At 67.3% G+C, this 15,517-nt stretch carries 20 protein-coding genes; 10 read left to right on the top strand and 10 right to left on the bottom strand.

Annotated elements, in window-relative coordinates; translation table 11 throughout:
- Window positions 1-4 precede the first annotated feature (4 nt).
- Genes ACIBO2_RS15440 through ACIBO2_RS15425 form a run of 4 tightly spaced genes read right to left on the bottom strand, consistent with a single transcriptional unit; the run spans window position 5 to window position 3,579 of the window.
- Window positions 5-1,060: an ATP-binding protein gene (locus tag ACIBO2_RS15440; protein ID WP_358539224.1), complete on the bottom strand. Its 1,056-nt coding sequence runs from the start codon at window positions 1,058-1,060 to the stop codon at window positions 5-7.
- Window positions 1,060-2,589 (bottom strand): circadian clock protein KaiC, encoded by a 1,530-nt coding sequence (gene kaiC, locus ACIBO2_RS15435; protein ID WP_358539226.1) that lies wholly within the window; start codon window positions 2,587-2,589, stop codon window positions 1,060-1,062. The genes ACIBO2_RS15440 and kaiC overlap by 1 nt, the downstream gene beginning before the upstream one ends.
- The gene (locus ACIBO2_RS15430; RefSeq protein ID WP_397297454.1) at window positions 2,586-2,891 is read right to left on the bottom strand and encodes a circadian clock KaiB family protein; all 306 of its coding nucleotides are present in this window, start codon (window positions 2,889-2,891) and stop codon (window positions 2,586-2,588) included. The genes kaiC and ACIBO2_RS15430 overlap by 4 nt, the downstream gene beginning before the upstream one ends.
- 58 nt (window positions 2,892-2,949) lie before the next feature.
- A complete protein-coding gene (locus ACIBO2_RS15425) occupies window positions 2,950-3,579 on the bottom strand; it encodes a DUF5994 family protein (RefSeq protein ID WP_397297452.1) in 630 nt (209 codons plus the stop codon).
- Between the two features lie 80 nt (window positions 3,580-3,659).
- Here ACIBO2_RS15425 and ACIBO2_RS15420 point away from each other — a divergent pair, with 80 nt between their 5' ends.
- Window positions 3,660-3,920 carry a hypothetical protein gene (locus ACIBO2_RS15420; protein ID WP_358539231.1) on the top strand — a complete coding sequence of 87 codons (261 nt, stop codon included), beginning with the start codon at window positions 3,660-3,662 and terminating at the stop codon, window positions 3,918-3,920.
- A 336-nt stretch (window positions 3,921-4,256) separates the two neighbouring features.
- Here the strand turns inward: ACIBO2_RS15420 and ACIBO2_RS15415 are convergent, their stop codons facing one another.
- A complete protein-coding gene (locus tag ACIBO2_RS15415) occupies window positions 4,257-4,523 on the bottom strand; it encodes a hypothetical protein (RefSeq protein WP_358539233.1) in 267 nt (88 codons plus the stop codon).
- Between the two features lie 41 nt (window positions 4,524-4,564).
- Entirely contained in the window at window positions 4,565-5,176 is a 612-nt protein-coding gene (locus tag ACIBO2_RS15410) for a hypothetical protein (RefSeq protein ID WP_358539235.1), read from the bottom strand.
- A gap of 396 nt (window positions 5,177-5,572) precedes the next feature.
- On the opposite strand from ACIBO2_RS15410, the gene ACIBO2_RS15405 reads away from it, so the two are divergent.
- Together ACIBO2_RS15405 and ACIBO2_RS15400 are read left to right on the top strand one after the other, a co-directional pair.
- Window positions 5,573-5,776 carry a DUF397 domain-containing protein gene (locus ACIBO2_RS15405; protein WP_358539237.1) on the top strand — a complete coding sequence of 68 codons (204 nt, stop codon included), beginning with the start codon at window positions 5,573-5,575 and terminating at the stop codon, window positions 5,774-5,776.
- 162 nt (window positions 5,777-5,938) lie between these two features.
- Window positions 5,939-6,472 carry a GNAT family N-acetyltransferase gene (locus tag ACIBO2_RS15400; RefSeq protein WP_397297448.1) on the top strand — a complete coding sequence of 178 codons (534 nt, stop codon included), beginning with the start codon at window positions 5,939-5,941 and terminating at the stop codon, window positions 6,470-6,472.
- Window positions 6,473-6,605: 133 nt separating this feature from the next.
- Here the strand turns inward: ACIBO2_RS15400 and ACIBO2_RS15395 are convergent, their stop codons facing one another.
- Window positions 6,606-6,740 carry a hypothetical protein gene (locus tag ACIBO2_RS15395; RefSeq protein ID WP_358539241.1) on the bottom strand — a complete coding sequence of 45 codons (135 nt, stop codon included), beginning with the start codon at window positions 6,738-6,740 and terminating at the stop codon, window positions 6,606-6,608.
- A 244-nt stretch (window positions 6,741-6,984) separates the two neighbouring features.
- On the opposite strand from ACIBO2_RS15395, the gene ACIBO2_RS15390 reads away from it, so the two are divergent.
- The 3 genes from ACIBO2_RS15390 to ACIBO2_RS15380 all read left to right on the top strand — a co-directional run bounded on the left by ACIBO2_RS15390 (window position 6,985) and on the right by ACIBO2_RS15380 (window position 9,694).
- Window positions 6,985-7,389: a hypothetical protein gene (locus ACIBO2_RS15390; RefSeq protein ID WP_397297446.1), complete on the top strand. Its 405-nt coding sequence runs from the start codon at window positions 6,985-6,987 to the stop codon at window positions 7,387-7,389.
- A 156-nt stretch (window positions 7,390-7,545) separates the two neighbouring features.
- Complete coding sequence (locus ACIBO2_RS15385; RefSeq protein ID WP_397297444.1) at window positions 7,546-8,817, top strand: serine hydrolase domain-containing protein; 1,272 nt, start codon at window positions 7,546-7,548, stop codon at window positions 8,815-8,817.
- Window positions 8,818-9,028: 211 nt separating this feature from the next.
- Complete coding sequence (locus ACIBO2_RS15380; RefSeq protein WP_358539247.1) at window positions 9,029-9,694, top strand: sulfotransferase family protein; 666 nt, start codon at window positions 9,029-9,031, stop codon at window positions 9,692-9,694.
- Between the two features lie 13 nt (window positions 9,695-9,707).
- Here ACIBO2_RS15380 and ACIBO2_RS15375 read toward each other — a convergent pair whose 3' ends face one another.
- Window positions 9,708-9,878: a hypothetical protein gene (locus tag ACIBO2_RS15375; RefSeq protein WP_358539249.1), complete on the bottom strand. Its 171-nt coding sequence runs from the start codon at window positions 9,876-9,878 to the stop codon at window positions 9,708-9,710.
- 236 nt (window positions 9,879-10,114) lie between these two features.
- Here ACIBO2_RS15375 and ACIBO2_RS15370 point away from each other — a divergent pair, with 236 nt between their 5' ends.
- The 3 genes from ACIBO2_RS15370 (at window position 10,115) to ACIBO2_RS15360 (ending at window position 13,498) form a co-directional block, all read left to right on the top strand.
- Window positions 10,115-10,552, top strand: a complete 438-nt coding sequence (locus ACIBO2_RS15370; RefSeq protein WP_358539251.1) for a Fur family transcriptional regulator — start codon at window positions 10,115-10,117, stop codon at window positions 10,550-10,552.
- 58 nt (window positions 10,553-10,610) lie between these two features.
- Complete coding sequence (katG, locus tag ACIBO2_RS15365; protein ID WP_397297441.1) at window positions 10,611-12,842, top strand: catalase/peroxidase HPI; 2,232 nt, start codon at window positions 10,611-10,613, stop codon at window positions 12,840-12,842.
- A 107-nt stretch (window positions 12,843-12,949) separates the two neighbouring features.
- Complete coding sequence (locus ACIBO2_RS15360) at window positions 12,950-13,498, top strand: SIS domain-containing protein (protein ID WP_358539256.1); 549 nt, start codon at window positions 12,950-12,952, stop codon at window positions 13,496-13,498.
- 7 nt (window positions 13,499-13,505) lie between these two features.
- On the opposite strand, the gene ACIBO2_RS15355 is transcribed toward ACIBO2_RS15360, so the two are convergent.
- Window positions 13,506-14,306: an alpha/beta fold hydrolase gene (locus ACIBO2_RS15355; RefSeq protein WP_397297439.1), complete on the bottom strand. Its 801-nt coding sequence runs from the start codon at window positions 14,304-14,306 to the stop codon at window positions 13,506-13,508.
- A 61-nt stretch (window positions 14,307-14,367) separates the two neighbouring features.
- On the opposite strand from ACIBO2_RS15355, the gene ACIBO2_RS15350 reads away from it, so the two are divergent.
- On the top strand, window positions 14,368-14,787 hold the full coding sequence (locus ACIBO2_RS15350) for a MarR family winged helix-turn-helix transcriptional regulator (RefSeq protein WP_358539262.1): 420 nt from the start codon (window positions 14,368-14,370) through the stop codon (window positions 14,785-14,787).
- Between the two features lie 97 nt (window positions 14,788-14,884).
- On the opposite strand, the gene ACIBO2_RS15345 is transcribed toward ACIBO2_RS15350, so the two are convergent.
- On the bottom strand, window positions 14,885-15,430 hold the full coding sequence (locus ACIBO2_RS15345) for an RICIN domain-containing protein (protein WP_358539264.1): 546 nt from the start codon (window positions 15,428-15,430) through the stop codon (window positions 14,885-14,887).
- Window positions 15,431-15,517 lie beyond the last annotated feature (87 nt).

Raw genomic sequence — 15,517 nt, 5'->3', positions numbered from 1 at the left:
ACGCTCAGAACGGCGGTGCCTGGGGTAGACACAGGCAAAAGCAAGCGCCTCCTTGTTCGCCTGGTTCGAAGTAGGTGTCGCCACCGTTGGCCTGGGCCAGGCTTTGGACGATCCACAGACCCAGCCCCGAGCCCTCGGTCTCCCGCTGGGTGCGCGATTCACGGCTGAACCGCTCGAACAGGCTCGGCCGGAACTCTTCGGACACGCCGGGCCCGTTGTCGCACACCCGGATCTCCACGCCGTCCGGCTGCTCGGCCACCCGTACCTCGAATGGCGGGGCTCCGTATCGGAAGGCGTTCTCCAGATAGTTGATCAACATCTCTGACAACTCGCTACGATCCACCAGAGCCCGGACTTGGGGATCGCACGACACGTACACGTCCTTGGGCCGATCGGCGAACTCGGCCAGCCGTTCGAGGATCACCTCCAGCACCGGCACCGGCTCCACAGAGACCCGCACGGCGTTCGCATCGATCTTCGCCACGGTGAGCAGCTTCTTGACCAGTGCCTGGAGATTCGCCGTGCGAACCGCGATGCGGTCGAGGACGTCGGCACGCTCCTCGTCGGAAAAGCTCTCCTCGGGCTCACGCAGCATGTCCACCAGCAGGCCGATCCCCGCCAGCGGGTTGCGGACTTCATGGGCGACCACGGCGATCACCCTGCTGTGGCGTTCGAGTTCTGCTTCGAGCTGCTGTTCGGCCTCGCGCCGGAGAGTGACGTCGCGCAACGCGGCGACGTACAGGTGTTCTCCTGCCACCGTCGCGGTGGTGGCGCGCATCTCGACCACTCGCGTCTGGCCGCCGGGCAGCATCAGGTCGATCTCGGTCGATTCGCCGTTGACGACCGGGTAACCGAACGGGGTGCCGATGAGTTCGTCCGACGGTCGGCCGAGCAGTTCCTCGGCGGCGGGGTTGCAGATCCGGATCACACCGTCCTCGTCGACCGCGACGATCCCGTCCGCCAGCGCCGCCATGACCATACGTCCGGCGTCACGCCCGGGATCGGAGAGGCGCATCGGTTCGGTGTTCGGCCTCTCCGCGCTGTCGCGGGGCTCACCCATCAGCTCTCATCCTGGTCCCCGGCCGTTGCGCGGTCTGGGTCGGTCGGCCACTCCGGGTGGCGTGGCAGTACGACGGCGTCGGAGAGCATGTGGAAGGCTTCGGTATAGGGGTCACCGATGTGCATACCGGCACCGTCGATGGCGACCTGCCGGATGGTGTGGTCATGTGCCGAGCCGCGCGTCTGCAGGACGGCGATGGCACGCCGGACCACACCCGCTCCTTCGATGTAGGGCAGCAGGATCGTCACGTCGGCGATGCTGGTGACGTCCATGATCGGCGCTGTGAACATCGACGTTCCCCCGCCGGTCGGTGCGGAGGTGAACAGGGTCGTGATCTCGTGCTGCCGCACGACCCCGCCCAGTGCGATGACGAAATCCAGCAGTGTCCGCGGCGTCGCTCTCCGCTCAAGGGCGGAGAGACCGTCGATGATGAGCCGAGCCGGGGCAAAGTCCGCGGTGTCCCTCCTGATACGCAGGAAATGATCCTCCACTGAGGCCACTTCCGGGTACGTGGCAGTTACTCGGAGCAGTCCCGACGCCTCCATGACGTCCAAGTCCAGACCCCAGCCAGCGGCGTTGCGGCCGAGTTGCCCGCGAGTCTCGTCGAAGGCATGGAAAAGGCAGCGTTCGCCCGCCCGGAACGCGGCATCGGCGAACTGCAGAGCCGCCAGGGTCTTTCCGCCGCCGTACGACCCGATGAGCAGGACGACCGCGTCCCGGAAGACACCACCGCCCACCATGGCGTCCAGCTCGATGTTCCCGGTAGAGACCCGCTCCTGCGATGCCCGGTCACGTGGCACGAGGAACGCGACCGGGATGATGACCAGCCCGTCTTTCGGGTCGATGGTGAACAACCACTCCCCGGTGCGGTGAGTGGTGCCGCGGAACTTGACAATCTCGATCGTCCGGTGTCGTCTTTCGTTCCGCATGATGTTCCGCATGATCATGACGTTATCGAATACGAACTCCTCTATGCCTTGCCGGGTAATGTGGTTGTATTCTGCGTCGCGTTCGGCGGTCAGGACCGATGTGACCTCGAGCGACTCCAAGACCCGGGCGAGCCGATACAACTCACGGCGAATGAGTTCCCGATCGTCGAAACGCATGAAGACCGCGCCGAGCGAATCCAAGGAGACCCGTTTGGCGCCGATCTGACGCACGGCGCGATCGACGCGGGCCATCAGCGCGCCCAGGTCGTACGTCCCCACGGTGGGCGTCTGCTCACCGGCCTCCGGCGAGGCGTCGACGAACGTCCACTTTCCCTCGGCCTCCCAGCGTGCGATGTCGAAGCCCAGGGAGCCGACGTTGCGGCGGAGGTTCTCAGGTGTCTCGTCGAAGGCGACGAACACGCCGGGGTCACCGAAACCGGCGATGCCCCGGGCGAGGAACTCCAGGCAGAACAGCGTCTTCCCGGTGCCGGTCGTGCCGGCCACGAGGGTGGACCGACCGGCAGGAAGCCCCCCGATGGCGATGTCGTCGAAGCCATTGATACCGGTCGGTGTCCGCCCGACCGTGGCACTGCCCATCATTGCGCCTGCCCTTCTGGGGACGATCTGCCCACCTCAGGAAGGCCGAGCAAAGCTGCAGCCCGAGCCTGATCGGACAGATCTCCGATAACCCGGAAATGTGGGAGCGGCTTGGTCCTGATCACGATTGGGATGGCCAGAATCCGCTCCTCCTCCGCGAGATCCGGTTGTTCGGCGGCATCGATGACCTCGATCTCATGGCAGCCGGGAAGATAGGTGTCACACAGGGCCCGCAGATTCGCCACCGCGGCCAGCGACCGCGGTGTCTGCCCTACCACGTACAACCTGAACGAGTAGGTCGCCATCGGCGTCAACACCGCCGTGCCGTCAGGAACTCGTGTTCCGACCCGGCCGGACTCCCATTCATGACGCCCCCTCGCCGCGCCAACCCGTGACGGCCGACACGCTCATCACGGCCCTGGCCGCTTGCGCCTGGTGCCTATGCGGCCGGTCGCCCCCCACCGGCGCCAGTCGGCCCCCATCAACCCCGGTATACCCCCGCTGACCGCCCGCTATCTGCCCGTCGATGTCGACCGGCGGCTTGGAGCACCCGCCGTTCATGCTCGCGCCGGTCGCTGCGAACGCGGCCCTCGCCGCCGTGGCCTGTGGCGGTATCACCTCCGGCTTTCCCTTGAGGCTCAGGGTGACCAGTCGGCCGTCCATGGATCGGAACCATCCCACCCTGACCGCCCGGCCGGGAGCCGCGATCCGGTGCGGGATGTCGTCCCAGGCGTCCACGTGGAGCCCGACTCGGAGGGTCATCTCCCCGAGGCGCTGGTCAACGGCTGCGATGAGGGCCGGGAGCTCGGCCGCCGCGTCGGTCGAGCGGAGCCACCATGTCCTGTCCACTGGCCCAACGTGGACACGCGCAGTTGCGAGGGTCAGCCGTACGGCGGATGCTTGAACCGGAGGTCTGGGAGGGACGCGAGCCCTACGGCTGAGCCTCGGACCTGCGCGCGGCCAGGAGGGCCCCTTGGACGGGCCTGGTCCCACTGGGGAGATCGCCCGCAGGACCGCACAGAGCCCAGGCTTGAGCCGCTGCCTGAATCCGGTTCTGGTGAAAGGGGCCAACAGTGCCTGACAACTGCGTACTGATCATTCGATTTCACTCACTAAGCGGTGAAGATATCTCCATGATCAGTAGAGATTTCGACGGAGAGCAGGGAGCGCTCGAGGTGATCGCTCGCGCTCTTGACGAGCAGCGCAGCCTGGTTTTGACCCGCGCTAGGTATGACCGGGAGACCGAGACGAATGGCGTGGTCATCAACCTGGCCAACGTGGTTTTGGTGCGGGTGTCGAAGACAGACAGCGCTGAGGCGGGGCAGTACCTGTAGCGGGGAAGCCGGCCCCGCGATTGACACCACTCCTGGCACCTTTGCGGCCGTCCTGGAATCGGCAACTCGATTGACGAGGAATCGGGTTCGGTCGGCTGTAGTGTTGTATGAAGGTCGTGCACTCTCATGTGCAACGGCCTGGAAGGGGCGACCCCGGCGCGAACACGCCGGGGTCGTTTTCGCGTCCAGCGAGCCCATGTTCACCGTGACGCCGGTCGGCACGGCAACGCGGTCCAGGCCCGTGATGCGCCACGCCGCGCTGCGGCCTGGAGGCCGGTCACGGCGCGGGCGCCGCGCCCACCCTGCGCCTATGCTCACCGTCCGCCAACTCCTCGACTACCTCACCGGCCTGCCCGACGAAACCCCGTCGTGGTCAACGTCAATGCCGGGGATTGGTACCTCCGCGTAGAAGATCTCAACGTGACCACCGTCCAAGACGCGACACACGGAGGCGACCCTCTTGAAGGCGTTGAGATCGATATCTTCTGGGAACCCGGCCAGCGCGGCTGGACCGTAGACGGCCTCTCCAAAACGCTCTTCACCCTGGACGACGTAGAAGAGCTGGGCCAGCGTCGAATGCCGCAGCGACCAGTTGACGCGCACCGGCTCGGGCGGGGGAAAGCAGATCGAACGTAGCGTACGAGTTACTCTTCGAAAGCGCTGACCAGGTCACGCAAAGGGGCTGAAAGCCGCTGGCGGTGGTCAACCAGATCATCCACAACAGACCGGGCGAACCCCTGATGACGGAACCACTCTACGGACACGGCCTTGGCCTCTGCTGCCGCTTCTTCGGCGGCGTCTGACTTGCGCAACTCCAGCAGAGCCCGCGCATCGTTCAGCCGGTGGCGACCCCACTGAACCGGCAAGAGGTCTCCCCGTTGGACATCGCCGCTCGCCTTCAACGCCGCGTCAGGCCGGTTCAGCGCGGTCATGATGTGCGTGGTCTGGACGCCAACATGCGAAGGCCCGAAGCTCACCCAGTAGTCGTGCCGGTCGGACCCGGCCCTGGCCGCGCCGGCCCTGGCCACGCTCAAATACTCCTCAGCCTGCGTGCGGTCCCCGCGGGCTCCGCACGCCACCGCAGCGTTCAGGACGAGACCGCCCCAGGCGGTGAGCTGTCCACTTTCGACGCGCCGCCACAGCTCGGCCGCGTCGGGCAGCTCCTGGTCATCCTCGGGGCTCATCTCCGGCAGCAGGCCAGGGTTGATCACAGCATCGCGTACCGCCAGTGACGCGGCGCCCGGTACCGGCTCCAAATACGACGGGTGCGCCGCTGGAGTTCCTTAACGATCGGGGGCGAGACGACAGGCTTTTCGGGAACCCCCGCGGGCAGCCGCCGTTATGCGCGTCGGAGACCCGCAATACTCCACATGCCCAGGATGCCGATGAGCTTGCCGACGGGGACCTCCAGGTCCACTCTGTCCAGCGCGTCGTCTCGCCGTACCTTTTGATCAGCCCTTCGGCTTGGATCACGTGCATTGTCCCGCCCAGCCGTTCCGCTGGATGAGATATTTGGGATATTTCGCGTGGAAGTAGAGCGCACGACGATATAGGAACGTATTGGAGCGACTTCAAGCACGGCGGTCAGTCCGGAAGCGACACGTGATCTGGTTACTCGTGTCCTTGCGAGCGCGATGTGAGAGGAGTGCGGGGTGGCGAAGGAGAAAGTCGATCTCTCCCGTGCCCAATGGCGCACCAGCAGTTTCAGCGGCTCGAACGGTCAGTGTGTGCAGGTCGCTTTCGTTGCTAATCATGTGGCCGTTCACGACAGCAAGGATCCGCTCGGGTCGGCGCTGATCTTCACCCTCGACGAGTGGGCGGCTTTCCTGGCAGGAGTCAGGGATGGCGAGTTCTGAGTAAGGGCATCCGCCCTTGCTGTAGACAGCCATGAACGCCCGGCCGCCCTCTATGGTGATCGGGCGTTCACATACTGACAGGGAGTCGCAAAGGTTTCGATCACGCCTCCAGCGAGGGCTCCGCTGCGGAATGACCAGGTCAGGCCAGTTAGTGTCTACGCTATGCCTGACGCGATCACGGTCCACCCCGCGGAGCCCGGTGACGGGGACATCCTCGGCGAGATCCACGCCCTGTCTTGGGGCGTCTCGCACGGCCCGTTTTGCACGCCGAAGGTCGCCGCAGCCGGGGTCGAGGAGCGGCGCACCAAGTGGCACGGCATTCTGGCCGAGGTCGAGGCCGAGGCCGAGGGCATGGACACGATCCTGCTGGCGCGCTTGAACGAGCAGCCGGGGGCCTTCGCCCGGTTCGGGGCCTCTACTTCCCGCCCCGGCCACGCGGAGATCCATACCTTCTTCGCGCACCCGGACGTCTGGGGCAGCGGCATCGCGAAGGCCCTGTTGACGGCCGTCCTGGATCGAGTGCGAGACGCCGGGTACGACGACGTGCATCTGTGGACGCTCCGGGATTCCGCCCAAGCGCGCCGCTTCTACGCCAAGAACGGCTTCGCCGAGACCGGCAGGACCCACGACCACAACTTCGACGAAGGTCCCCCGCTGGCCCTGGTCGAGTTGGAGCGAGCCGTGCCTGGCCGCTGACACGCTCGATCGGCGACTTTGTCGTGACTGACCTCCGTGGCCTGGTCCGCATCGTCAAGCGTCGGCTCAAGAAGATCCAGTACCCGGCCTCATCTGATCACCACAGCCCGGCCTGACTCTCGAACCACCATGATCATCCCGCTTGCCGGCCCCTATTGGGTCCCGGGATGCCGATGACCTTGCCCACGGGGACCTCCAGGTTCACCCCGCTCAGCGCGGTCGTCTCCCCATACCTCTTGATCAGCCCTTCGGCTCGGATCGCGTGCATCGCCGTCTGCTCATCGTTCGACGAGCAAGACGATGCCGGGAGCTGCTGATACGGCGCTAGCGGCGGCCCCGGGACAGGCATGTGTTGTCGTGTCAGCGGCCGCGTCAGCACGGCAACGGCCCGGTATCAGAGCGGTCGGCGATCGTAAACGCCATGAACGGTTCAGCGATCGCGGCCTCAAGGCCGGGTGCGATCTCCGTCCGTTCCCTTGAACTTCGTAACGGATCTGAAGGAGCACAACACGATGTCGATCACCCTTAACGACCAGCACAAGCTCACCCTGCGCACCGCCGCGTGGGGCGCCGTCTCGCTGATGTCCGCCGCCGGTGCCGCCGGCTCGGCGCACAAGGCCGCCACCGAGGCCTCCATCGCCTTGACCTCCGCGACCGGTCTGGTCGGGCACGTGCTGGCCAAGGCGCCCAAGGGCGTGAAGTACGGCAAGACCGTCGCCGCCCTCGCCGACCAGGTGCTGCCGGCGCTGACGGCATCCATGAGCCTGCTCAAGGCGCAGGCTCCGGAAGAGGCCGACAACTTCCGCCGTACCGTCATCGTCGCCATCGAGGCAGCCGGCCGGCCCCAGAAGGGCCAGCCCAGCCCCACCATGACCGAGATGGCCCGCAAGATCACCGAGGCCCTCGACGCCGCTTGACGGATGCCGACCTGCGACAGCCACAGCTCGTCACGGGGTCCTCTCCGGACCCCGTGACATGGCGGCGTGATGTCCCAGGCAGGGGCGTTCCAGAAGGCAGCGCAGCGGCTCATCGATGAGCTCTTCGCCTAAGTGCGACACCAGAGACGAGGAACTATGAAACCCGCATTCCCTCCAGCGATCAGGGCGACCAAGGTCTTCCGGCGAGTGGCGCTCACGGCGCTGGCGGCCGCGCTGTTAGCTGGGGTGGCCACATCCGGAGTGGCCGCGGCCGACAGTGTGGCCGTGCCGAAGGCCGCCGCCGGGCCGGATCGCCCGGAGCTGCAGCAGGTCATCCAGGAGGTCGTCGATTCCGGTTACGCCGGGCTGCAGCTACGCGTACACGATCAGCGGGGCGACTGGGTCGGCAGTGCCGGGGTGCGCAAGCTGGGTGCGGTCGCCAAGCCGCCGACCAACGGGCGGTTCTGGATCGGCAGCTCCACCAAGAGTTTCACCGCGACCCTGGTGCTGCAGCTGGTGGCCGAGGGCAAGATCGGGCTGGACAGCCCGGTGGCCGGCTACCTGCCCAAGCTCGGGCTGGACCGGCGGATCACCGTGCGGATGATGTTGCAGCACACCAGCGGGTTGTTCAACTACACCGGCGAGTACTACACCGACGGGACGTTCGTGCCGGGGATCCCCGCCACGGGCAAAGAGTGGGTGGACAACCGGTTCCACAGCTACCAGCCCGAGGAGCTGGTACGGCTGGCGTTGTCCAAGCCGGCGAAGTTCGCGCCGGGGACGAACTGGAGCTACGCCAACACCAACTACACGCTGGCCCTGCTGCTGATCGAGAAGGTCACCGGCCGCTCGTACGCCGAGGAGATGCGGCGGCGGATCCTGGGGCCGCTCGGCCTGCGGGGCACCGTGGTGCCGGGCAACCGGACCGAGCTCCCCGGACCTTACGCCCACGGCTACTACCGCTACCAGGACGCCGACCAGTGGAAGGTGGTCGACGTCACCCGCCAGAACCTCTCCCTGCTGGCCGGCGCCGGTGACATGATCTCGACCACCCAGGATCTCCAGACGTACTTCTCCGCCCTGCAGAGTGGCAAGCTCCTGCCGGCCTCGCTGCTGGCCGAGATGCGCAAGCCGGACCCGAGAAGCACCGGCCTCTTCGGCCAGTACGGCCTCGGTCAGTACGTGCTGGACACCGGCCCGGACTGCGCCGGCATCATCCTCAACCACGACGGCAGCCCTCCGGGGGGCTACGGGTCGCTGATGTACAGCACGCCTGACGGCAGCAGGACCCTGACCGCCTCGCTGACCATGGGGGACGCCGCGGTCGACCAGTCAGTGGTGTTCCCGAAGGCCCTGGACAAACTCATCAAGGCGGTGTTCTGCGGTGGGCAGGCCGGGGCGGCTGGCGAGACCAGGCCGGCTCAGTAGACGGACCGGCCACGCCGAGCTCGCTGGGCTCGGCGTGGCCATCACATTACCTGTTCCCTCTTTGTCATCGCTCTTCCTTGCTCCCAATCTCAGCTCTCTCGACGATCTAGAATCCCTTGCTTACCTGTCGGTCGGCAAGTATCTTACTAACCGCCCGGTAGGCAAATGCGTTCGCGGCATTGCCGCTGTGATCGAGAGAGGAAGGGCAGGTATGGGTTTACGAGTTGTAGGGGCGGGGTTTCCGCGTACGGGGACGACATCGCTGAAGGCGGCGCTGGAGCAACTGCTCGGGGCGCCCTGCTACCACATGAGGGAGGTGTTCGGGCGGCCGGACGACGCCGCGGTGTGGCGTGACGCCTGCGCGGGCGTCATGCCGGACTGGCGCCAATTCCTCGGAGAATACGCCGCTGGGGTGGACTGGCCGGTGTCGTGGTTCTGGCGTGAACTGTCCGCCGAGTTCCCGGACGCGCTGGTGCTGCTGTCCCGGCGGGAAAGTGTCGAGCGGTGGTACCAGAGCATGGATCAGACGGTGCTGGAAGGGGCGCGCCGCCTGATGCGCGGGGACTCCAGGCGGCCTCCGACGCTCGTCGAGATCGCCCCTGAGCAGGCCCGCGCCATGGAGGAGATGATCCAGGCGCTGTTCGGCGGTGCGTTCGACGACCCCTTCGACCGTGACAGCGTCATCGCGGCCTACGAGCGGCACCTCGCCGAGGTCCGCGCCACCGTACCGGCGCATCGGCTGCTGGAATGGCAGCCGGCCGACGGCTGGCAGCCCTTGTGCGCCGCACTCGACCTTCCGATCCCGGACGAGCCGTTCCCGCACGAGAACACCACGGCCGACATGCGGGCCAGGATGAACGACGCGGACGGTCAGTGATCTCAGCGCCACGTCAGATGGCGGTGAGGGGAAACAGCCGGCTCGCATGAGCCCACGAGGGCCCGGCCGCGCTCGCGGCCGGCGCCCGGGCCGCCCCGGCGATGCCCTTGAGCAGTTCCCGCACACTCGCGACCTGCTCACGCGGCCGGAGAACACCGTCGTCTCCGCTATCTCCAGTCTGCACGACGTCTACCGCCCGCCTGTCCGCCGTAAGTCCCCGGATAGGTGACTTCGCAGCTCAGGGCCTATGTGGCGGCTGGTGCACGTTGGTTGACGGCGTCCTAGGACGGCCGCGCTCCCAGACTCACTCTCCAGACGGCGTGTCGCGCCGCAATGGGATGAACGGTGCCCGGGTGCGCACTAGACTTGGATAATTCGTTATCTTGTACCATTCGTGTTTATGTGGGTAGGTTTGGTCGCATGACCGCATCCAGCACTCCGACCATCGCCGAGGAGTTGCGCGGCGCCGGCCTGCGGGTGACAGCGGCCCGCGTCGCGCTGCTCCAGGCCGTCCGGGACGGTGACCACCTCGGCGTCGAGGCGATCGCCTCCGGGGTGCGTGATCGCGTGGGCCACATCTCGCTGCAAGCCGTCTATGAGGCGCTCCACGCGCTCACCGCGGCGGGACTCGTACGCCGCATCGAACCGGCCGGCAGCCCGGCGCGGTACGAGGGGCGCGTAGGGGACAACCACCACCACATCGTGTGCCGGTCGTGCGGTGCCGTCGCTGACGTCGACTGCGCGGTCGGCGAGGCGCCCTGCCTGACCGCCTCCGACGAGCACGGCTTCGCGGTCGACGAGGCCGAGGTCATCTATTGGGGCCTGTGCCCCGGCTGCTCAACCGCCCGTGCTTCCTGAGCTGTTCAACCGCCCGTACTTCCTGAGCACTTGATCCACATAGTCCGGAAGGATTCCCATGACCGAGAACCATGACGCGATCGTCACCGACCCGAAGACGGAGGGAGCAGGTGGCTGCCCGGTCGCGCACGAGCGCGCCCCGCACCCGACCCAGGGCGGTGGAAACCGCCAGTGGTGGCCGGAGCGGCTCAACCTGAGGATCCTCGCCAAGAACCCCGCCGTGGCCAACCCGCTCGGTGAGGAGTTCGACTACGCCGAGGCGTTCAAGACCCTCGACCTCGCGGCCGTCAAGCGGGACATCGCCGAGGTGCTGACGACCTCGCAGGACTGGTGGCCGGCCGACTTCGGCAACTACGGCCCGTTCATGATCCGGATGGCGTGGCACAGCGCGGGCACGTACCGGATCAGCGACGGCCGCGGCGGCGCCGGGGCCGGCCAGCAGCGCTTCGCCCCCCTCAACAGCTGGCCGGACAACGGCAACCTCGACAAGGCGCGTCGCCTGCTGTGGCCGGTCAAGAAGAAGTACGGTCAGAAGCTCTCCTGGGCCGACCTCATGATCCTCACCGGCAACGTGGCCCTGGAGTCGATGGGCTTCAAGACCTTCGGCTTCGGCGGCGGTCGCGCGGACGTCTGGGAGCCCGACGAGGACGTCTACTGGGGCCCCGAGACCACCTGGCTCGGCGACGAGCGCTACACCGGTGACCGGGAGCTCGAGAGCCCCCTCGGCGCGGTACAGATGGGCCTCATCTACGTCAACCCGGAGGGCCCGAACGGCAACCCGGACCCGCTCGCCTCGGCTCGCGACATCCGTGAGACCTTCCGCCGGATGGCGATGAACGACGAGGAGACGGTCGCCCTGATCGCGGGCGGTCACACCTTCGGCAAGACCCATGGCGCGGGCCCCGCGGACAACGTCGGTCCCGACCCCGAGGCCGCCTCGATCGAGGAGCAGGGCCTCGGCTGGCGGAACTCCTTCGGCACCGGCAAGGGCGCCGACGCGATCACCAGCGGCCTTGAGGGCATCTGGACCAACACCCCCGTGACGTGGGACAACAGCTTCTTCGAGATCCTGTTCGGCTACGAGTGGGAGCTGTTCAAGAGCCCCGCCGGCGCCAACCAGTGGCGGCCGAAGGACGGAGCCGGGGCGGACACCGTCCCCGACGCCCACGACCCGTCGAAGCGCGTCGCCCCGACGATGCTGACGACCGACCTCGCGCTCCGCGTCGACCCGATCTACGAGCAGATCTCGCGTCGCTTCCTCGAGAACCCCGCCGAGTTCGCGGACGCCTTCGCCCGCGCCTGGTACAAGCTGACCCACCGCGACATGGGCCCGATCGTGCGCTACCTCGGCTCGGAGGTCCCCGCCGAGACGCTGCTGTGGCAGGATCCGCTGCCCGCCCTGACGCACGAGCTCGTCGACGCCGCGGACATCGCCGCACTCAAGGGCCAGATCCTGGCCACGGGCCTGTCGGTGTCCCAGCTGGTGTCCACCGCGTGGGCGTCGGCGTCGTCCTTCCGTGGCAGCGACAAGCGTGGCGGCGCCAACGGCGCGCGCATCCGCCTCCAGCCCCAGAGCGGGTGGGAGGCCAACGACCCCGACCAGTTGGCGATCGTACTGCGCGCCCTGGAGAGCATTCAGAGCACCTTCAACGCCGGCCAGACCGGCGGCAAGCAGGTCTCGCTCGCCGACCTGATCGTGCTCGCCGGTGCCGCGGCCGTCGAGCAGGCCGCCAAGAGCGCCGGCTTCGACGTGGAGGTCCCCTTCACGCCGGGCCGCGTGGACGCCGCGCAGGAGCAGACGGACGTGGAGTCGTTCGCCGCGATCGAGCCGGTCGCCGACGGGTTCCGCAACTACCTCGGGAAGGGCAACCGTCTTCCGGCCGAGTACCTGCTGCTCGACCGGGCGAACCTGCTGACCCTGAGCGCCCCCGAGATGACGGTCCTCGTCGGTGGTCTCCGCGTCCTGGGCGCGAACCACCAGCAGTCGTCGCTCGGCGTCTTCACCGCGACCCCCGGGTCGCTGACGAACGACTTCTTCGTCAACCTGCTCGACCTGGGTACGACGTGGAAGGCGACGTCCGAGGACGCGACCACGTTCGAGGCTCGCGACGCCGTCACGGGCGAGGTCAAGTGGACCGGCAGCCGGGTCGACCTCGTCTTCGGGTCGAACTCCGAGCTGCGCGCGCTCGCGGAGGTCTACGCGAGCGATGACGCGAAGAAGAAGTTCGTCGAGGACTTCGTCGCCGCGTGGGACAAGGTCATGAACCTGGACCGGTTCGACCTCGTCTGATCCGTCTGATTTTTTGACGTCCAGGTCGGCCCTTATCGGCTGACCTGGACGTCTTGTTATATGAGCGGGCAGTACCGGGTAGCCATGCAGGTATGTCATCGGGTGTCGTGAACGACGACCTCTTTCGCGGCGTGCTCGACGAGCTTGGCGCCGTGCTCGCGCAGGTCGACGAAGAGTCGATCGACGCGGCCTGCCGGCTGATCGCCGACGCCAGAACGATCGGCGTCTACGGCTGCGGCCGGGAGGCGCTGCAGATCGAGGGTTTCGCGATGCGCCTGTTCCATCTTGGTCTGCCGGTGGCGGTGGTCGGCGACATGACCATGCCGGCGCTGGGGCGCGACGACGTCTTCCTCGCCACCTCCGGCCCTGGCGAAGCGTCCACGGTCCTGGCGCTGATGCGGACGGCGACGGCGGCGGGTGCGACGAACCTGCTGCTGACCGCCGAGCCCGAAAGCAACGCCGCGGAGCTCGCCGACGCCGTGCTCGTGATCCCGGCGCAGACCATGGCCGGCGACCGGAGTACGTCCGTGCTGCCGATGGGGTCCGCCTATGAAGGCGCGTTGTTCGTGCTGTTCGAGGTGATGGTACTGAAGCTCGGGGCGTTGATCGGGGCTACGGAAGAGACGATGCGCGCCAAGCACACCAACATGGAGTGATGGGTCACTAGGTTTTGACGGTGGCGGCGCTCGTCTGGCGTAGGTACGTGTCGATCAGGGCGAAGGTGGCTCGCGGTTGCTCGATCTGGGGCAGGTGGCCGGCCTCGGGGATGAGCTCAAGCCGGGCGTCGCCGAAGGCGGCCGCGTACGCCGCGCCATAGGCGGGGGTGACGATGCGGTCGCTTTCCCCCCAGAGCAGCAGGGCGGGCAGGTCGACGTGGGCCAGGCGGTGGGCGAGCTTGGGGTCGTGCATGTACGGGTCGCCGGCCAGGACGCGCATGGTGGCCATGTTGCCCTGGCGGAGGGCGAGTTGCGCGGCGGGGATGTCGGCGGGATCGACGTAGAAGCGGGCCGAGTCGTGCCAGGAGTACTCGGCGACGCCACGGGCGTCGAGGGCGAAGAAGTCTCTGATCGGCTCGGCTTCGACGTGCACGCCGACGGGGTCGATCAGGACGAGCCCGGTGATGATCCCCGCGTTGTCGCGTACGGCCATCTCGGCGGCGGTCCAGCCGCCGAGTGAGGAGCCGATGACCAGCACGTCGGACAGCTGCCGGTCGTGGAGATAGTGCAGATAGGCGAGGGCGAGATCGTCGATGCCGGTGAACCAGCCGGGGCGGTCGGTGCCGTCCCAGCCGGGGTGAGTGGGGGCGATGGCGTGGCCGGTCCGCGCGAGGTGGTCGACGAGCCCGGCGACGGTGGCCGGGCCGCCACCGCCGTGCAGGATCAGGATGGGCCGGCCGGTGCCGGCCTCGGACAGGGTTAGCGGCAGGTCCGGGTAGAGCGCGATGGTGTGGCTTGTCGTAGGCATGGCCAACACCATAACTAAACTTGTTGATATAAGCTAGTTGAGTAGCTGCTAAACTCGATTCGTGTTCGGTGAACTGCAGGTCCTTGGAAGAGCGGTCAAGCAAGCCCAATACCGGCAGCATCGGGCGCTGGACAGCCGGCTCGCCGCCATCGGCACCACGCTGGCCCAGTGGGATGCCCTGCGGGCGATCAGCCGGTCACCTGGGGCGCCGGCGCGCGCCCTGGCCTCGGCGACGTTCCAGAGCGAGCAGGCATTCGGCACACTCGCCGGCCGGCTGATGGCCCAGGGCCTGATCGAGCGCCGGCCGGGCCATGGGCGACGCATCGAGCACCATCTGACACCGGCCGGCGAGCAGATGCTCGACGCGGGGCACCGGGTCGCCGACGAGGTCCTGACCGACTGCTTCGCCCCCCTGGCGCCAGGCGACCGCGCGACCCTGCTCGATCTCCTGCAACGCCTCAACTGCGGCGAGGACGCCTGACCCGAACGGATGCCGAGTGGGGCGGCGACACGTGACCCGAACGGACGCCGTACACCACGCGCGTGTGGCGTACGGCCGCCATCTCAGGTGTCGTCGCTCAGGCGAGTCGCCATTCCTGGTTGCGCTGTCCGATCAGGCAGGTCCACTGATGGACGTTGGCCCCCTCGGCCGTGCTGACGCCCGCCACGTCCAGGCACTTGCCGCTGTGGCGAGCGACGAGGGAGAAGTAGCCGTTGTCCTTCTGGACGAGTCGCCACTCCTGGTTGCGCTGCTGGTTCAGGCAGGTCCACTGGTGAACGTTGGCGCCGTCGGCCGTGCTGGCGCCCGACACGTCCAGACACTTGCCGCTGTGCGTCGCGCGGAGGGTGTAGTAACCGTCGCTGGTCGCCACGAAGTTCCACTCCTGGTTGGCCTGCCCGTTGATGCAGGTCCACTGGTGAACGTTGGCCCCGTCGGCGGTGCTGACGCCCGCCACGTCCAGACACTTGCCGCTGTGACGGGCCACCAGGGTCGCCGAGAACTTGGGAAGGAACCGCTGCGCCGCGCCGGCGGTGTCGGCGTTCGCCGCCGACGCCGCCGTGAACGGGGCAGCGAGCAGAGCAGCCGCGACAGCGACCGCTTGACCAGCGTGAATGAGTGTCATCGAACCTCCTGAGACGCTCTCGAAAGATCAGCAGGTCCGTCGTAACATGAATCACTCAGCGTATCGGCGAGTCGCTTCCCGTGATCA

Origin of the sequence: Nonomuraea sp. NPDC050022 (genome assembly GCF_044460705.1) — a bacterium.
Classification (GTDB): Bacteria; Actinomycetota; Actinomycetes; order Streptosporangiales; family Streptosporangiaceae; genus Nonomuraea.
This window is presented reverse-complemented; position numbering and strand designations above follow the sequence as displayed.